The 15871-nt window shown below is 72.9% G+C and carries 14 protein-coding genes and 1 pseudogene; 4 read left to right on the top strand and 11 right to left on the bottom strand.

From position 1 onward, the window contains the following. Positions 1 to 258: pseudogene (locus ACEPPI_RS28815) on the bottom strand (hypothetical protein); the annotation flags it as partial. A 73-nt stretch (positions 259 to 331) separates the two neighbouring features. Further along, the gene (locus ACEPPI_RS28820) at positions 332 to 1498 is read right to left on the bottom strand and encodes a glycerophosphodiester phosphodiesterase (protein WP_373918196.1); all 1167 of its coding nucleotides are present in this window, start codon (positions 1496 to 1498) and stop codon (positions 332 to 334) included. A 299-nt stretch (positions 1499 to 1797) separates the two neighbouring features. On the opposite strand from ACEPPI_RS28820, the gene ACEPPI_RS28825 reads away from it, so the two are divergent. Continuing rightward, a complete protein-coding gene (locus ACEPPI_RS28825) occupies positions 1798 to 2427 on the top strand; it encodes a lysophospholipid acyltransferase family protein (protein WP_373918197.1) in 630 nt (209 codons plus the stop codon). A gap of 5 nt (positions 2428 to 2432) precedes the next feature. Here the strand turns inward: ACEPPI_RS28825 and ACEPPI_RS28830 are convergent, their stop codons facing one another. The 3 genes from ACEPPI_RS28830 to ACEPPI_RS28840 form a co-directional block, all read right to left on the bottom strand. Further along, entirely contained in the window at positions 2433 to 3905 is a 1473-nt protein-coding gene (locus tag ACEPPI_RS28830; protein ID WP_373918198.1) for a membrane-associated oxidoreductase, read from the bottom strand. A gap of 69 nt (positions 3906 to 3974) precedes the next feature. After that, positions 3975 to 5519 carry an MFS transporter gene (locus tag ACEPPI_RS28835; protein ID WP_373918200.1) on the bottom strand — a complete coding sequence of 515 codons (1545 nt, stop codon included), beginning with the start codon at positions 5517 to 5519 and terminating at the stop codon, positions 3975 to 3977. Next, a complete protein-coding gene (locus tag ACEPPI_RS28840) occupies positions 5516 to 6067 on the bottom strand; it encodes a TetR/AcrR family transcriptional regulator (protein WP_373918201.1) in 552 nt (183 codons plus the stop codon). The genes ACEPPI_RS28835 and ACEPPI_RS28840 overlap by 4 nt, the downstream gene beginning before the upstream one ends. Positions 6068 to 6157: 90 nt before the next feature. On the opposite strand from ACEPPI_RS28840, the gene ACEPPI_RS28845 reads away from it, so the two are divergent. After that, positions 6158 to 6691, top strand: a complete 534-nt coding sequence (locus tag ACEPPI_RS28845) for an HAD domain-containing protein (RefSeq protein ID WP_373918202.1) — start codon at positions 6158 to 6160, stop codon at positions 6689 to 6691. 361 nt (positions 6692 to 7052) lie between these two features. On the opposite strand, the gene argH is transcribed toward ACEPPI_RS28845, so the two are convergent. After that, positions 7053 to 8480, bottom strand: coding sequence for an argininosuccinate lyase (gene argH / locus ACEPPI_RS28850; protein WP_373918203.1), 1428 nt, complete (start codon positions 8478 to 8480; stop codon positions 7053 to 7055). Between the two features lie 306 nt (positions 8481 to 8786). Here argH and ACEPPI_RS28855 point away from each other — a divergent pair, with 306 nt between their 5' ends. Both ACEPPI_RS28855 and ACEPPI_RS28860 read left to right on the top strand, forming a co-directional pair. Further along, the gene (locus ACEPPI_RS28855; protein ID WP_373918204.1) at positions 8787 to 10244 is read left to right on the top strand and encodes a hypothetical protein; all 1458 of its coding nucleotides are present in this window, start codon (positions 8787 to 8789) and stop codon (positions 10242 to 10244) included. An 86-nt stretch (positions 10245 to 10330) separates the two neighbouring features. Then, complete coding sequence (locus tag ACEPPI_RS28860) at positions 10331 to 11017, top strand: L,D-transpeptidase (RefSeq protein ID WP_373918220.1); 687 nt, start codon at positions 10331 to 10333, stop codon at positions 11015 to 11017. A 22-nt stretch (positions 11018 to 11039) separates the two neighbouring features. On the opposite strand, the gene ACEPPI_RS28865 is transcribed toward ACEPPI_RS28860, so the two are convergent. The 5 genes from ACEPPI_RS28865 to argC are packed head-to-tail and all read right to left on the bottom strand — an operon-like array spanning position 11040 to position 15858. After that, positions 11040 to 11576 (bottom strand): arginine repressor, encoded by a 537-nt coding sequence (locus ACEPPI_RS28865; protein ID WP_371679366.1) that lies wholly within the window; start codon positions 11574 to 11576, stop codon positions 11040 to 11042. A 7-nt stretch (positions 11577 to 11583) separates the two neighbouring features. Continuing rightward, entirely contained in the window at positions 11584 to 12774 is a 1191-nt protein-coding gene (locus tag ACEPPI_RS28870; RefSeq protein WP_373918205.1) for an acetylornithine transaminase, read from the bottom strand. Continuing rightward, positions 12771 to 13679, bottom strand: coding sequence for an acetylglutamate kinase (gene argB, locus ACEPPI_RS28875; protein ID WP_266838065.1), 909 nt, complete (start codon positions 13677 to 13679; stop codon positions 12771 to 12773). Before argB ends, ACEPPI_RS28870 begins: the two co-directional genes overlap by 4 nt. Next, positions 13676 to 14833: a bifunctional glutamate N-acetyltransferase/amino-acid acetyltransferase ArgJ gene (gene argJ, locus ACEPPI_RS28880; RefSeq protein ID WP_373918206.1), complete on the bottom strand. Its 1158-nt coding sequence runs from the start codon at positions 14831 to 14833 to the stop codon at positions 13676 to 13678. Before argJ ends, argB begins: the two co-directional genes overlap by 4 nt. Then, a complete protein-coding gene (gene argC / locus ACEPPI_RS28885; protein ID WP_373918207.1) occupies positions 14830 to 15858 on the bottom strand; it encodes an N-acetyl-gamma-glutamyl-phosphate reductase in 1029 nt (342 codons plus the stop codon). Before argC ends, argJ begins: the two co-directional genes overlap by 4 nt. Between the last annotated feature and the right edge of the window lie 13 nt (positions 15859 to 15871).

Raw genomic sequence — 15871 nt, forward strand, 5'->3', positions numbered from 1 at the left:
CCGGGCCCGCCTGCGGGCGAGCCGCGCCTCCGCGCGCACCGCCCGCCGCAGCCAGCGGGCACGGCCGCCCGGGTCGGGGGCGCACGGGCCGCGTTCCAGCAGCCTGACCCAGACGGCTTGTTCCAGGTCCGCGGCCTCCACACCGGCGGCCGGGGCCTCCGCGGCCGCCTCGGCGGAGAGCAGCGGGCCCAGCTCCCGGAGCAGTTCGCTCTCCGGCCGCGCGGTCTCGGGCGGGTCCGGTTCCTTCAGCAGGTCCATGCCGGGCGGGACGAGCGGACGGGTCCCGGCGGTTTCCCCGCCGGGAGGGGCACACCCGTACGGGGAAACGGGGCTAGCGGTTGACGCCGCGTCCGGGGCGGAAGGCCTCCGCCGCGAGGAGACCGGTGTCGGGGTTGTCGGTGAAGATGCCGTCGACGCCCAGTTCGAAGTATCGCTTGAAGGCGCCGAAGGCGTCCCCGTAGGCGGCCGGATCGGTGCCCTTGCGGAACTCGGCGGGCAGGAAGCTGTTCTCGTTGCGCGCGGTGTACGGGTGCAGCACCAGGCCCCGCGCGTGCGCGTCCTTGACCAGGGTGGTCGGCTCGCCGAGGCGGCCGTCGGCGGTGCGCGGCACGATCAGGTCCAGGGTCGGGCCGATGCCCTGGGCGAAGCCGGCGATCCACCGCAGTCCCTCGGGCTTGACCAGGTCCGCGACGGTACGGGGGTCCTTGGCCACCTCGAAGTCCCAGGGCCGGGTGTTCGCCGCGCCGAGCAGGGCCACGCGCGGCGCGGACACCAGGCGGGAGAGCCGCTGGAGGCTGGAGGGTTCGAAGGACTGGAGGAAGACGGCGGCGTCCCGGCCGTCGCGTCCGTAGCGGCGCAGCAGCTTGGCGAGGGGCTCCTCCAGGCCGAGGCCGAGGCCGCGGAAGTAGGTGGGGTGCTTGGTCTCGACGTGGAGCCAGACCCGCTTGTCGCGCCGGCGGCTCTCGCGGGCGGCCCAGCGCAGCACCTCTTCGAAGGTGGGGACGGCCCAGCGGCCGTCGTAGAGGGTGTTGCGCTGGCGGACGGCGGGGATGCGCTCCTTGGCGCGCAGGGTCTTCAGCTCGGCGAGGGTGAAGTCCTCGGTGAACCAGCCGGTGACGGAGACCCCGTCGACGGTCTTGGTGGTGCGCCGGGCGGCGAACTCGGGGTGGTCGCCGACGTCGGTGGTGCCGCCGATCTCGTTCTCGTGACGGCACACCAGATGGCCGTCCTTGGTGGGGACGAGGTCCTGTTCGATGACGTCGGCCCCCAGGTCGAGGGCGAGCTGGTAGGAGCCGAGGGTGTGCTCGGGCCGGTATCCGCTGGAGCCCCGGTGGCCGATGACCGTCGGGACGGGGAGGTCCCGGTAGCCGCCCTCGTCGTGCCCGCCGTCGGCGGTGGCGGCGGAGGCGGTGCCCGCCGCCAGTCCGGTGATTCCGGTTCCGGCCGCCAGGACCGCCGCTCCCAGGACCGTGCGCCGTGCTGCCCCACCCTGCGTCATGAGTGCTCTCCTCATCGTGAAACGGGCCCGCGGCCCGGGATCTCCGGGTCGTGCGGCCCGCAATCGGCGTGCCGATCGTAGGCAAGGAGGGGTGGCGGGAGGGTGGGCGTGGCGGGAACACGACGGAAACGTGCGTCAACACGATGTATCCACCACGTGAACCCGATGTGCGATCAGCCGTGAGCCGCGAGTATCGTCCTCACCTGCACTACCGCCGTGTGGTGCGAAAGCCGCTTTTCGATGCCGGAGGGCTCACGTTGTTCCGTACCGCGCTCATCAAAGCCACTGTCGGACCGGTCATGCGCCTGATCATCCGCACCAGGGTGGAGGGCATCGAGAACATTCCGGGCACCGGTCCGGTGATCCTGGCGGGCAATCACCTCACCTTCATCGACTCGATGATCCTGCCGCTGGTGTGCGACCGTACGGTCCACTTCATCGGCAAGGACGAGTACGTGACGGGCAAGGGCCTCAAGGGCCGCCTGATGGCCTGGTTCTTCACCGGCGCCGGCATGATCCCCGTGGACCGCGACGGCGCGAACGGCGGAGTCGCCGCGCTGATGACGGGTCGCAGGATCCTGGAGGAGGGCAAGATCTTCGGTATCTACCCCGAGGGCACCCGCTCCCCCGACGGCCGCCTGTACCGGGGCCGCACCGGCATCGCCCGCCTCACCCTGATGACGGGTGCCCCCGTGGTCCCCTTCGCGGTGATCGGCACCGACAAGCTCCAGCCCGGCGGCGCGGGCATGCCGCGCCCGGGCCGGGTCACCGTCCGCTTCGGCGAGCCGATGGAGTTCTCCCGCTACGAGGGCATGGACCGCGACCGCTACGTCCTGCGCGCCGTCACCGACTCGGTGATGGCCGAGGTCATGCGCCTGTCGGGCCAGGAGTACGTGGACATGTACGCCACCAAGGCGAAGGCCGCGTAGCGCCCCTACTGCCGCTGGAGTGACCGGCTGACGCCCGCCGCCGTGGTGGTGGCGAGGACCCAGCCGGTCACGATCAGCAGGTACGACAGCCACTGGTACCAGCCGGCCGGCGCGTAGGCGGACTCCTGGCCGAAGCCGATGATCGGCAGCATCAGGTCGATCGTGTAGAACACGGCGTTGAAGTCCGGCGCCTCCCCCGCCTTCAGCGGCCGGGGCGCGTGCAGGGCGTAGGCGATCGAGCCCACGAGCAGCAGCGCCAGCAGCCAGCCCGCCGCGCGCAGCGGCCGGAAGCCGTAGCCGACGGTGACGTCCTGGAGCTGTCCCCACAGCCTCCCGTGCGGGGGCAGGGTGCGGCGGTGGCGCCGCAGCTTGGCGAGCTGGACGGTCCGGGCGGCCGCCTCGTCCCCCACCGTGCGGTAGGCCGCGGCGAGCTGTTCGTAGGCGTACGGGAGGTAGCCCGACTCCTCCCGCTCCAGCGCGGGCAGCCGTTCCTCGGCGGGCAGGTGGGGGGCGAGGGTGCGGTAGCTGAGCCCGTCGATGCGGATCTTCTCCGGCCAGGTGGCGCTCGGCACGTGCAGCATGTCGAACTGGGAGCGGCGCAGGTTGACCATCCCCTCGACGGGCGGGCAGTTGCGCAGCCACATCTCGCCGATGACGCAGCTGGAGGCGCGCAGGGCGACGCCGTCGGGGTTGACGAAGACGGCGTACGCGAAGTTGAGCTGGCCCGGTATCCGGGAGCCGGTGAGGTTGACCATCCCGTGGGCCTCCATCCGCTGGGCCCGCAGGTCCGTCCCGACGGTCAGCGTCTCGGCGTGCAGCGCGATCCCGCCGGGGGCGAGCAGGCGGGCCCGGTCCATGCTGACCTGGCCCCCGACGGTGGCGCCGTTGAGGCGCAGCTGGCCGTGGACGGTCAGGTCGTTCGCGATGATGTCGGTGCCGACCTCGACGTGGTTGAGCTGGAGCGGGGGTTCGTCCGCCTCGTCGCCCGCCGTCGGCCCGATCACGGCCCCCTGGAGGAAGAGGGCGGACAGCTTGGCGCCCTGGAGCCGTACGGGGCCGCTGATCCGGCAGCAGGAGAGCCGCAGGACCACGTCGACGCGGACCGTGGCGGCGGTGAGGCCCGGGAGGGTGGAGTAGCCCAGGACGAGCGCCTTCAGCTGGGCCCCGTACAGCAGGGGTTTGCGTTCGAACCAGCAGTCGCGCAGCCGGATGGGGTGGTCGACGACCGCGTACCTGAGGTCGAGGCTGCCGACGATCCGCGCGCCCTTGATCTTCAGTCCGGCGACCCGGCCCTCCTCGGCGGGGCACGCGCCCAGCAGCAGGGCCCGCAGCACCTCGGCCCGGACGGTGCGCTCCGGGCCCCATCCGGCCCCGTCCACGGAGCTGTCCTCGGGGTGTTCCCGGAAATCGACGCCGTCGCCGCGCGGGAAGGCTTCCCACACGCGGCGTTCGGCCGGGGTCAGATCGGTGATCTCCATCGCCGGGATGGTGTCCCGGCCGTCGATGTCATGTCAACCACGGCCGGAAATACACCCCCTGGCGGGACGTCAGTGCTCGACGCCGTCCTGCAGCTCCTGGCCCTTGAGCAGGAACCAGGCGGCCGCGGCGGTGGCGAGCAGGACGGCCGCGCCGACGCCCGAGGCGAGCCGCAGCCCGTCCACGAAGGCGTCCTGGGCGGCGCCGACCATCTGCGCGCCCGTCTGCGGGTCGAGGGCCTTGGCGGCCTCCACGGCCCCGCCGAGGGATTCGTGCGCCGCGCCGGCCAGCGGGGCCGGCACGGAGGCGGGGGCGGTGAAGGACTGGTAGACGCCGGTCACCACGGAGCCGAGCAGGGCGATGCCGAGGGCGGCGCCGAGTTCGTACGCGGTCTCGGAGACGGCCGAGGCGGAACCGGCCTGCTCCTTGGGGACGCTGGAGAGGATCACGTCGGCGGTGACGGTGAAGGAGAAGCCCGCGCCGAGGCCGACGACGAGCAGGGCCACGCCGAGCAGCGGGTAGCCGGTCTCCTTGTGGATCACCGTGAGGGCGCCCAGGGCCAGGCCGATCGCGGCGAGGCCGCCGGTGACGATGACGCGTACCGAGTGGCGGCGGGCGTAGCGGCCCGCGACCAGGCCGGTGGCCACCGCGCCGATGGCGGCGGGCAGTTCGGCCAGTCCGGCCTCCAGGGGGTCGCGGCCCTGCACGAGCTGGAGGAACTGGGAGAGGAAGAAGACCAGTCCGGAGAGCCCGAACACGGTGAGCAGGTCGGCGAGGACCGCGCCGGAGAAGCCGCGGTGCCGGAAGAGCCGCATGTCGAGCAGCGGCGACGGCAGGCTGAACTGGCGCCGCACGAAGGCGTACAGGCAGGCTCCGCCGATGACGGCGGCGGCCCAGACGCCCCAGGTCAGGCCATGGGTGGCGACGTCCTTGACGGCGTAGACCACGCCGATGACGCCGATGAGGGACAGGGCGACGCTGACCAGGTCCCAGGGGCCGGCGACCGGGTTCTTGGACTCGGGCAGCAGCTTGATGCCGACGAGGACCAGGGCGATCATCACGGGGAGGTTGATCAGGAACACCGAGCCCCACCAGAAGTGCTGGAGCAGGGCTCCGCCGACGACCGGCCCGACGGCCGCGCCGGCCGAGGCGGTGGCGCCCCAGATGCCGATGGCGAGGCTGCGCTCGCGGGGGTCCTGGAAGATGTTCCGGATCAGGGCGAGGGTGGACGGCATCAGGGTCGCGCCGGCCACGCCGAGCAGGGCGCGGGCCACGATCATCATCTCGGGGCTGCTCGCGTACGCGTTGAGGACGGAGACGGCGCCGAAAGCCGTGGCGCCGACGAGCAGCAGCTTCTTGCGGCCTATGCGGTCGCCGAGGGAGCCCATGGAGACGAGCAGGCCGGCGATGACGAAGGAGTAGATGTCGCCGATCCACAGCAACTGGGTGCCGGACGGCTTGAGGTCCTCGCTGAGGGAGGGGGTGGCGAGACCGAGTACGGTGGCGTCCACCGCGACCAGCAGCACGGCCAGGACGAGCACGGAGAGTGCGAGCCACCGCCCGCGGCTCTGCCCCTCCACCTCCGTCTGCCGGTTCAGCTGTTCGGTACGGCTCATTGCTCCACGCTCCGTCGTGCGCCACCGAGCAGCAGCTCGGTGATCATGTACTGGAAGTCCTTGGCGGCGACCCGGCCGTCCATCACGGCCCAGGCGCAGGTGCCGATGAGGCCGTAGAGGGCCTCGGTGAGCCAGGCGGGGCTCAGGTCGATCCGGATGTCGCCCTCCTGCTGGCCGCGCCGGAAGAGCGCGCCGACCCGGGCGTCGAGGCGGGCCCAGCCCTCGTTGACCTGGTCGCCCTCGAAGAGCTGGTTCTCGGTGACGAGGAAGGCCAGCAGTTCGGCGTTGGGCTCCGCCTGGGCGACGAGCCGCTTGAGCGCCTCCACCGCCGTGTCCTCGTCGAGGCGGGCGTTGTCGAAGGCCACCTCGAACTCGCGGATGCCGAGCTCCTCCAGGGCCCGTACGAGGGCGTCGCGCCCGGCGAAGTGCCGGTGGAGGGTCGCGCGGCCGATCCCGGCGGCGCGGGCGACCTCGTCCATCGTGGCGGTCGACTTGCGGGAAAGCAGGGCGGCCGCGTCGCGGAGCACCTGGTCACGATCCATGGCCATGAGACAAGCATACCCCAGATGAGACGCCAGTGTCTCAATTAATCGGAAAACGGGCTGCCGATCAGGCGGCCGGAGAGAAAACCTGCGGACATGAAGCCCCTGCTGCTGATCGACGTCGACGGACCCCTGAACCCCTACGCCGCCAAGGCCCGGCGCCGCCCGGAGGGGTACGCCACCCACCGGATGCGGCCGACGGGCTGGCGCGAGACGGAGAGCGCGAAGCCTCTGCGGGTCTGGCTGAATCCGGCCCACGGAGCGCGGCTGCTCGCACTCGCGGACCGCTACGAGCTCGTCTGGGCCACGACCTGGAAGGACGAGGCGAACGACTGGATAGGCCCGCACCTGGGACTGCCCCGGCTCCCCTTCGTCGACTGGCCGGTGATGCACGGCCGCGCGCCGCGCGGGACCTTCTGGAAGACCCGGTACGTCCTGGAGTACGCGGGCGCGCGCCCCTTCGCCTGGATCGACGACGACATCACGGCCCTGGACCACGAGTACGTCGACCAGCGCCACCCGGCACGGACCCTGCTGCTCCGCATCGACGCGCGGATCGGCCTGGTCGGGAGCGACTTCGAGCTGCTGGCGGACTGGGCCCCGCCCGCGCCCGGCGGCGACCGACGGTGATTCGATCGCCCCTACCCGTAACCGGGCGCGACCATGCGGACCCGTCAACGGATCCAGCAAGCCGGCCCTCGGGGCCGCGGTGATGACCCTCACCATCGGCGGCGCGGTCGCCGTGTCGTCGGCGTCGGCCGAACCGCGCCGGACCGCGCCGGACCGCGCCGGACCGCGCCGGACCGCAACGGCGGGAACGACCCCGGGCCGGGCAGCTCGTCCATCCCGGTCGGCCAGGCGAACGGGAACACCCGGGAACACCCTCTTCATCCGCACGGCCACGCCGTCCGCGGGCGGCACCGCGGCCGTCGACAGCGACCGGCCGTTCTCGGTCAACGTCGTCTGCTGACCCCCGCGGGCACGGCCGGGACTACTGCTTGTGGACCGCCCAGGCGTGCTGGATGACCAGGTCGGCCTTGAGCTCGGTGAGCTGGACCGCGACCGCGGACGGGGCGGTGCCGCCGCGGCCGTTGCGGGAGGCCAGGGCACCCTTGACGTCGAGGACGGTGCGGACCTCGGGGGTCAGGTGCTCCGAGATCTTCACGAACTGGTCGTCGGTGAGCTCGTCGAGCTCGATGCCCTCGGCCTCGCAGACCTTGACGCACTCGCCGGCCACCTCGTGCGCCACCCGGAAGGGCACGCCCTGCTTGACCAGCCACTCCGCGATGTCGGTGGCGAGGGAGAAGCCCGCGGGCGCCAGCTCCTCCATCCGCTCCCGGTTGACGGTGAGCGTCGCCATCATCCCGGTGAAGGCCGGCAGCAGCACCTCCAGGGTGTCGCAGGAGTCGAAGACGGGCTCCTTGTCCTCCTGGAGGTCCCGGTTGTAGGCGAGCGGCAGGGCCTTGAGCGTGGCGAGCAGGCCGGTCAGGTTGCCGATGAGACGGCCCGACTTGCCGCGCGCCAGCTCCGCGATGTCCGGGTTCTTCTTCTGCGGCATGATCGACGAGCCGGTGGAGAAGGCGTCGTGGAGGGTGACGAAGGAGAACTCCTTCGTGTTCCACAGGATGATCTCCTCCGCGATCCGGGACAGGTTGATCCCGATCATCGCGGTGACGAAGGCGAATTCGGCGACGAAGTCGCGGGAGGCCGTCCCGTCGATCGAGTTGCCGACCGAACCCCGCTCGAAGCCCAGGTCCGCGGCCACCTGCTCCGGGTCCAGGCCGAGGGAGGAGCCGGCCAGGGCGCCCGAGCCGTACGGGGAGACCGCGGTCCGGGTGTCCCACTGCCGCAGCCGCTCGGCGTCCCGGGACAGGGACTGCACGTGGGCCAGCACGTGGTGGGCGAACAGCACCGGCTGCGCGTGCTGGAGGTGGGTCCGGCCCGGCATCGCCACGTCCGCGTGCGCCTCGGCCAGGCCGACCAGGGCGTCCTGGAGGTCGGCGATCAGGCCGCCGATGGTCCGCGCGTGGTCGCGCAGGTACATCCGGAAGAGGGTGGCCACCTGGTCGTTGCGCGAGCGGCCGGCCCGCAGCTTGCCGCCGAGTTCGGCCCCGAGCCGCTCCAGCAGACCCCGCTCCAGGGCCGTGTGGACGTCCTCGTCGGCGATGGTGCCGACGAAGGAGCCGTCGGCCACGTCGGCCTCCAGCCGGTCCAGACCGTCGATCATGCGGTCGAGTTCCTCGGCCGTGAGCAGACCCGCCTTGGCGAGCGCGCGGGCGTGGGCGCGCGAGCCGGCGATGTCGTACGGCGCCAGGCGCCAGTCGAAGTGGACCGACGCGGACAGCTTCGCGAGGGCCTCGGAGGGCCCGTCGGCGAACCGGCCGCCCCAGAGCCGGACGTCACCGTTGTTGCTGCTCACTGCTGCTCCTCATGAGGGTGGATGTACGAGGGCCTCCCCGCCGCGGAGGTGGTCGCGGGGAGGCCGTCCCGTTGGCGCGTGGCGCCCCTGTGTGAACGACCGGACTCAGGCGGGGTCGCGACGGACGGCGGTCTTCGACACGATGTGGTCACTGATTGGATAACTATGCATTGATCCGCATGTTTCGTCAATCGCAAGCCCGGCCGCCCGGCGCCGACGGACTTCCGAGCTGCGGAAATATTCGAAGGTGGCCCATCCGGCCGAGGCCTACGATCAGGGCCGACACCGCGAGGGAGGGGTCCGCGCATGAGTACGGGAACGGTCACCGGGACGCAGACGGTCACGGGAACGGGCAGGGGTACGGGGACATGCCGCGAGCCGTCTCCCGGACGGGCCGCCGCCGACGCCCTGATCAACGGGAAGGACACCGGGGGAACGGCGGGGCTCGTCCTCACCCGGCCCGGGGACTGGACGGAGTTCGACCGGACCGTGCGCCTCCTCCGACACCACGACTACGGCCCGCCCGACGGCGCCCGGATCGAGGTCCGCCTCTGCCACCCCGACGGCCGGATCCGGCAGGCCGCCCTGGCGGCGGCCGACGCGCCGCTGCCGCTGATCGCCGTCCGGGCCGCCGACTGGGTCCCGTCCGTACGGGCACGGGCCCGGCAGGTGCTGGAGCAGGCCCTGGCCGCCGATCCCCCGGGCACGCTGCGCTCGCTGACGCCCCTCGTACTGCGGCTGGGCCGGCGCGGGCAGGGCGCGTGGGCGCTGGAGCGCTTCGAGGCCGCGCTGCACGCGCAGCCGTCCGTACTGGCCGGCCTGTGTGGGGACGCGGACCCGCCCACCCGCCGGTTCGCCGCCCGGCTCAGCCTGCGCCGCGCGGAGCCGGACCCGCGGGACGCGGCGCGGCGGGCCGCCGCCGAGACGGATCCCGCGACCGCCCGGCTCTGGGCGGACGCCGCGCTCGCGGCCACGGCGGCCGGGGGCCCCGACGGCGAGGTGGTGGACGCCCTGCTCGGCGCCCGGATCCCGACGGTGCGGGCCGCCGGGGTCACCTGCCTGCGCCGGTCCGGCCGCTCCGCGGAGGCGGACCGGTACCTCGCCGACCGGTCGGGCCTGGTCCGGGCCTGCGCCCGCTGGCTCGTCCGCCAGGACGGGGGCGACCCGTACGCCCGCTGCCGCGCGCTGCTCGCCGACCCGGAGCGCGTCGGCCGGTACGCGGTGGCCGGCTTCGCCGAGTGTGCCGGGCGCGGGGACGTACCGCTGTTGCGTTCTCTGGTGGACCACCCGCTGGACCTGATCCGGGCCGAGGCCCTCGCGGGGCTGCGCCTGCTGGACAGCACCGATCCGGCCCTGCTGCGCCCGCTGCTCGACGACCCGTCACCGGCCGTGGCCCGCCAGGCATCCCTGGGTCTGTGCGGATCGGCCGAGCGGCTGCCCGTGGAGCCGCTCCTCGAACTGCTCGCGCCCGGCCGGCCCGCGCACACCCGCCGGGCCGCGTACCGGGTGCTGCACGCGCGGGGCGGGGTCGCCGGACTGCGCGCGTCCGTGGAGCTGCTGACGGACCGTGACCCGGCGCTGTGCCGCATCGCCGGGCAGCGGATCCAGAACACCCTGATGTCCCCGCGCGGGCAGGCCGGTCTGCCCCTGCGGGACCCGGAGGTCGCAGGGCTGCTGGACCGGTGCGCGGACCTGTTCAGCGGATACGTCCTGGACCGGATCCGCACGGTGCTCGCACTTCCCACCGGGGCCGGCGTCCGCTGATCCGGTCACGGGAACACGCCGGAACGGGTCCCGACGGCCTGCCTGCGCTCCCCCGGCCCCCGTGGGCCCGTACCGTCTGACCCGTGCTGCGTACCGCTCTGCTCACGGGCTCGCTGATCCTCGCCGGGCTCTTCCCGTACGGCCCGGACCCCCTGCCCGCCCGCCTCGCCGACACCGGCGGCGGCAGCCAGCTGATCACCGCCGTCGCGCCCGCGCCGGGCGCCACGACGGGCCGGCTCACCTGGTGGGACCGGCGGGCGGGCCACTGGTTCGAGGCGGGCAGCGCGCCCGCCCGGTTCGGCGCGAACGGCCTGACCGGGGGCGAGAGCCGGATCCAGGGCACGAACACCACCCCGACGGGCCTGTACGAGCTCCCGTACGCCTTCGGCACCGCGCACGCCCCGGCCGGAACGGCCTACCGCTACCGGCGGGTGACGGACCGCTCCTGGTGGTGCCAGGACAACGCCTCCGCCGCCTACAACCGCTGGACCGAGCCGCTGCCCGCCGACTGCGCGCCCGGCGAGGCGGAGCACCTGATCACGTACCGGACGCAGTACGCGCACGCGCTGGTCATCGCCTTCAACTACGACCGGCCCGTGCACGGCCGGGGCGCGGGCATCTTCCTGCACGTGAACGGCAAGGGCGCCACCGCCGGCTGCGTCTCCGTACCGGAGCGGGCGATGCGCGAACTCCTCCGCTGGGCGAACCCCCGCCGCCACCCCCACATCGCGATCGGCACGGACTCCGGCCCGCTGGCGGTGACCCGGTACTAGGCCGTCCGCCGGCCGGGCCGGGTCAGCCCTCCTTCTGCGCCAGGCGCAGGAGGTGGTCGGCCAGGGCCTGGCCGCCGGCCGGGTCGCGGCTGATCAGCATCAGGGTGTCGTCGCCCGCGATGGTGCCGAGGATGGCCTGGAGTTCGGCCTGGTCGATCGCCGAGGCGAGGAACTGGGCCGCGCCCGGCGGGGTGCGCAGGACCACGAGGTTCGCGGAGGCTTCCGCCGAGATCAGCAGTTCGCCGGAGAGGCGCCGCATCCGCTCCTCCTTCGCGGACTCGCCGAGCGGGGCCTGCGGGGTGCGGAAGCCGCCCTCGCTGGGGACCGCGTAGATCAGCTCGCCCCCGGTGTTGCGGATCTTGACCGCGCCCAGCTCGTCGAGGTCGCGGGAGAGCGTCGCCTGGGTGACGCTCAGCCCGTCGTCGGCGAGCAGTTTGGCCAGCTGGCTCTGGGAGCGGACCGGCTGCCGGTTGAGGATGTCCACGATCCGGCGGTGGCGGGCGGTACGCGTCTGCGGGACGGACGGACCGTTCTGCTCGGGTTCCTGCGCCTGGCTCATCGTCGTCTCATTCTCCGGATCGTCCCGCTTCGTCGAGGATGCCGGGCAGCGCCCGGACGAACGCGTCGACCTCGGCCTCGGTGATGACGAACGGGGGCATCAGCCGTACGACGTCGGGGGCGGGCGCGTTGACCAGGAATCCGGCTTCCTGAGCCGCGAGCTGCGCCTTCGGCGCGAGCGGCTCCGTCAGCACGATACCCAGCAGGAGGCCGGACCCGCGGACGTGGGAGACCAGGGGATGACCGGAGGATTCGATTCCGGAGCGCAGCCGTTCCCCCCGCGCCTTGACCCGGTCGAGCAGGCCGTCGGCGGCGATGGTGTCGATCACCGCGAGGCCGGCCGCGCAGGCGACCGGGTTCCCGCCGAAGGTGGTGCCGTGCTGGCCGGGCTGGAGCAGATCGGCCGCCGGGCCGAATGCGGCCACCGCGCCGATCGGGAGACCGCCGCCGAGCCCCTTCGCGAGCGTGACGAGGTCGGGTTCGACGCCCTCGTGGGCCTGGTGCTCGAACCACTGGCCGCAGCGGCCGATGCCGGTCTGCACCTCGTCGAGGACCAGCAGGGTGCCGGTCGCGCGGGTGATCTCGCGGGCGGCGGTCAGGTACCCGGCGGGCGGGACGACGACCCCGTTCTCGCCCTGGACCGGCTCGATGACGACGATCGCCGTCTCCTCGGTGACGGCGGCCCGCAGGGCCTCCACGTCGCCGTACGGGACGTGGGTGACCTCGCCCGGCAGGGGCAGGAAGGGGGCCTGCTTCTTCGGCTGTCCGGTGAGCGCGAGGGCGCCCATGGTCCGGCCGTGGAAGCCGCCGTCGGTGGCGACCATGTGGGTCCGCCCGGTCAGCCGGCCGATCTTGAAGGCCGCCTCGACCGCCTCGGCACCGGAGTTGCAGAAGAAAACCCGGCCCTCGCGGCCGAAGAGCTGGAGCAGCCGCTCGCCGAGCGCGATGACGGGCTCGGAGGCGTAGAGGTTGGAGACGTGGCCGAGGGTGGAGATCTGGGCGGTGACGGCCTCGACGATCGCCGGGTGGGCGTGGCCGAGGGCGTTGACCGCGATCCCGCCGACGTAGTCGGTGTACTGCTTGCCGTCCGCGTCCCAGACCTGGGCGCCCTCGCCCCGTACGAGGGCCAGCGGCGGGGTGCCGTAGTTGTTGGTCAGCGCGTGCCGCCAGCGTGCGGCGTAGTCCTGGTTGCCCGTCATGTCCGTGCCCCTCCCTGGGCGTCGGGCACGACCATGGTGCCGATGCCCTCGTCGGTGAAGATCTCCAGCAGGATCGAGTGCTGGACCCGTCCGTCGATCACGCGGGCCGTGCCCACCCCGCCGCGCACCGCGTGCAGGCAGCCCTCCATCTTGGGCACCATGCCGCTGGACAGCTCCGGCAGCAGTTTCTCCAGCTCGCTGACGGTGAGCCGGCTGATGACCTCGTCGCTGTTGGGCCAGTCCGCGTAGAGGCCCTCCACATCGGTGAGGACCATCAGCGTCTCGGCGCCCAGCGCGGCGGCGAGCGCCGCGGCGGCCGTGTCGGCGTTGACGTTGTACACGTGGTGGTCGTCGGCGCTGCGCGCGATGGAGGAGATGACCGGGATCCGGCCGTCCGCCAGCAGCGCCTCGATCGCGCCGGTGTCGATGGCGGTGATCTCGCCGACCCGGCCGATGTCGACGAGCTCGCCCTCGATCTCGGGGCTGTGCTTGGTCGCGGTGATGGTGTGCGCGTCCTCGCCGGTCATGCCGACGGCGAGCGGCCCGTGCTGGTTGAGCAGCCCGACGAGCTCACGCTGGACCTGGCCGGCCAGGACCATCCGGACGACGTCCATGGCCTCCGGGGTGGTGACCCGCAGACCCGCCTTGAACTCGCTGACCAGGCCCTGCTTGTCCAGCTGGGCGTTGATCTGCGGGCCGCCGCCGTGGACGACGACCGGCTTGAGGCCGGCCTGGCGCAGGAAGACCACGTCCTGGGCGAAGGCGGCCTTCAGGTCCTCGTCGATCATGGCGTTGCCGCCGAACTTGATGACGACGATCTTGCCGTTGTGCCGGGTGAGCCACGGCAGGGCCTCGATGAGGATCTCGGCCTTGGGCAGCGCGGTGTGCCTCCTCGCCGTGCTCATGAGCTGTACGCGCTGTTCTCGTGGACGTACTCGGCGGTCAGGTCGTTGCCCCAGATCACGGCGGACTCGCCGCCGTTGGCCAGGTCGGCGGTGATGCGGACCTCCCGGCCCTTCATGGAGACCAGGTCGCGGTCCTCGCCCACGGAGCCGTTCTTGCAGACCCACACGTCGTTGATGGCGACGTTCAGCCGGTCGGGGTCGAAGGAGGCCTTGGTGGTGCCGATGGCGGCGAGCACCCGGCCCCAGTTGGGGTCCTCCCCGTGGATGGCGCACTTGAGGAGGTTGTTGCGGGCGATGGAGCGCCCGACCTCGACGGCGTCGTCCTCGGTGAGCGCGCCGATGACCTCGATGCGGATGTCCTTGCTGGCGCCCTCGGCGTCGCCGATGAGCTGGCGGGCGAGGTCGTCGCAGACGGTCCGTACGGCCTCGGCGAACTCCTCGTACGCCGGGACCTCGCCGCAGGCCCCGGAGGCCAGCAGCAGCACGGTGTCGTTGGTGGACATGCACCCGTCGGAGTCGACCCGGTCGAAGGTGGTCCGGGTGGCGGCGCGCAGCGCCCGGTCGAGGGTGGCGCTGTCCAGGTCGGCGTCGGTGGTGAGGACGACGAGCATGGTGGCCAGGCCCGGGGCGAGCATGCCGGCGCCCTTGGCCATGCCGCCGACGGTCCAGCCGTCCCGGGAGGCGGTGGCCGTCTTGTGCACGGTGTCGGTGGTCTTGATGGCGACGGCGGCGGCCTCGCCGCCGTCCGCGGTGAGGGCGGCCGCGGCGGTCTCGATGCCCGGCAGCAGCTTGTCCATGGGGAGCAGGACGCCGATCAGGCCGGTGGAGGCCACGGCGATCTCCCCGGCGTTGTGCTCGCCGCCCAGGACGCCGGCCACCTTCTCGGCGGTCGCGTGGGTGTCCTGGAAGCCCCGGGGGCCGGTGCAGGCGTTGGCGCCGCCGGAGTTCAGGACGACGGCGCTGATCACACCGCCGCGCAGGACCTGCTCGGACCACAGGACGGGCGCGGCCTTGACCCGGTTGGAGGTGAAGACGCCCGCGGCGGCCAGACGCGGCCCGTTGTTGACCACGAGGGCCAGGTCGGGATTGCCGTTCGCCTTGATCCCGGCGGCGATGCCCGCCGCCGTGAACCCCTGTGCAGCCGTAACGCTCACGGCGCGACTCCAATCGTGGAAAGACCCAGCGTCTCGGGGAGCCCGAGCGCGATGTTCATGCTCTGCACCGCGCCGCCGGCGGTGCCCTTGGTCAGGTTGTCGATGGCGCTGATGGCGATGATCCGGCCGGCGGACTCGTCGTGGGCGACCTGGAGGTGGACGGCGTTGGAGCCGTACACCGACTTGGTGGTCGGCCACACGCCCTCGGGGAGCAGGTGGACGAAGGTCTCGTCCGCGTACGCCTTCTCGTACGCCGCGCGCAGCGACTCCGCGGTGGTGCCGGGGAGGGCCTTCGCCGAGCAGGTGGCGAGGATGCCGCGCGGCATGGGGACGAGGTTCGCGGTGAAGGAGACGGACACCCGCTCCCCGGCGAACGGGGAGAGGTTCTGCACCATCTCCGGGGTGTGCCGGTGGACGCCGCCGACCCCGTACGGGGTCACGGTGCCCATCACCTCGGAGCCGAGGAGGTGCGGCTTGAGGGCCTTGCCCGCGCCGGAGGTGCCGGTGGCGGCGACGATCACGGCCTCGGGCTCCGCGAGCCCCGCCTCGTAGGCGGGGTAGAGCGCGAGCGAGACGGCGGTGGGGAAGCAGCCGGGGACGGCGATCCGCCTGGTGCCGGCCAGCGCGGCGCGGTGTCCGGGCAGCTCGGGCAGGCCGTACGGCCAGGTCCCGGCGTGCGGGGCGCCGTAGAAGCGGTCCCAGTCGGCGGAGTCCTTCAGCCGGTGGTCGGCGCCCATGTCGACGACGAGCACGTCGTCGCCGAGCCGGGCCGCGACGGCCGCGGACTGTCCGTGGGGCAGGGCGAGGAACACGACGTCGTGGCCCGCGAGGGCCTCGGGCGTGGTGGCCTCCAGGGTCCGCCCGGCGAGGGGGACGAGGTGGGGCTGCAGGCCGCCGAGGAGCTGTCCGGCGTTGGAGTGGGCGGTCAGCGCGCCGATCTCGACCTCGGGGTGCGAGAGCAGCAGGCGCAGGACCTCACCGCCCGCGTACCCGCTCGCTCCGGCCACCGCTACACGTACCACCATCGGACCTCCTCCT

The organism is Streptomyces sp. AB3(2024), assembly GCF_041862025.1.
Classification (GTDB): domain Bacteria; phylum Actinomycetota; class Actinomycetes; order Streptomycetales; family Streptomycetaceae; genus Streptomyces.

What these genes read in the sequence shown, in the direction of transcription:
- argB (WP_266838065.1), bottom strand. Translation starts at nt 13,679, where the DNA reads ATGAGCACGGCGAGGAGGCACACCGCGCTGCCCAAGGCCGAGATCCTC.
- ACEPPI_RS28825 (WP_373918197.1), top strand. Translation starts at nt 1,798, where the DNA reads ATGCGCCTGATCATCCGCACCAGGGTGGAGGGCATCGAGAACATTCCG.
- ACEPPI_RS28865 (WP_371679366.1), bottom strand. Translation starts at nt 11,576, where the DNA reads ATGAGCCAGGCGCAGGAACCCGAGCAGAACGGTCCGTCCGTCCCGCAG.
- ACEPPI_RS28835 (WP_373918200.1), bottom strand. Translation starts at nt 5,519, where the DNA reads ATGAGCCGTACCGAACAGCTGAACCGGCAGACGGAGGTGGAGGGGCAG.
- ACEPPI_RS28845 (WP_373918202.1), top strand. Translation starts at nt 6,158, where the DNA reads ATGAAGCCCCTGCTGCTGATCGACGTCGACGGACCCCTGAACCCCTAC.
- ACEPPI_RS28830 (WP_373918198.1), bottom strand. Translation starts at nt 3,905, where the DNA reads ATGGAGATCACCGATCTGACCCCGGCCGAACGCCGCGTGTGGGAAGCC.
- ACEPPI_RS28855 (WP_373918204.1), top strand. Translation starts at nt 8,787, where the DNA reads ATGAGTACGGGAACGGTCACCGGGACGCAGACGGTCACGGGAACGGGC.
- ACEPPI_RS28840 (WP_373918201.1), bottom strand. Translation starts at nt 6,067, where the DNA reads ATGGCCATGGATCGTGACCAGGTGCTCCGCGACGCGGCCGCCCTGCTT.
- ACEPPI_RS28820 (WP_373918196.1), bottom strand. Translation starts at nt 1,498, where the DNA reads ATGACGCAGGGTGGGGCAGCACGGCGCACGGTCCTGGGAGCGGCGGTC.
- argC (WP_373918207.1), bottom strand. Translation starts at nt 15,858, where the DNA reads ATGGTGGTACGTGTAGCGGTGGCCGGAGCGAGCGGGTACGCGGGCGGT.
- ACEPPI_RS28870 (WP_373918205.1), bottom strand. Translation starts at nt 12,774, where the DNA reads ATGACGGGCAACCAGGACTACGCCGCACGCTGGCGGCACGCGCTGACC.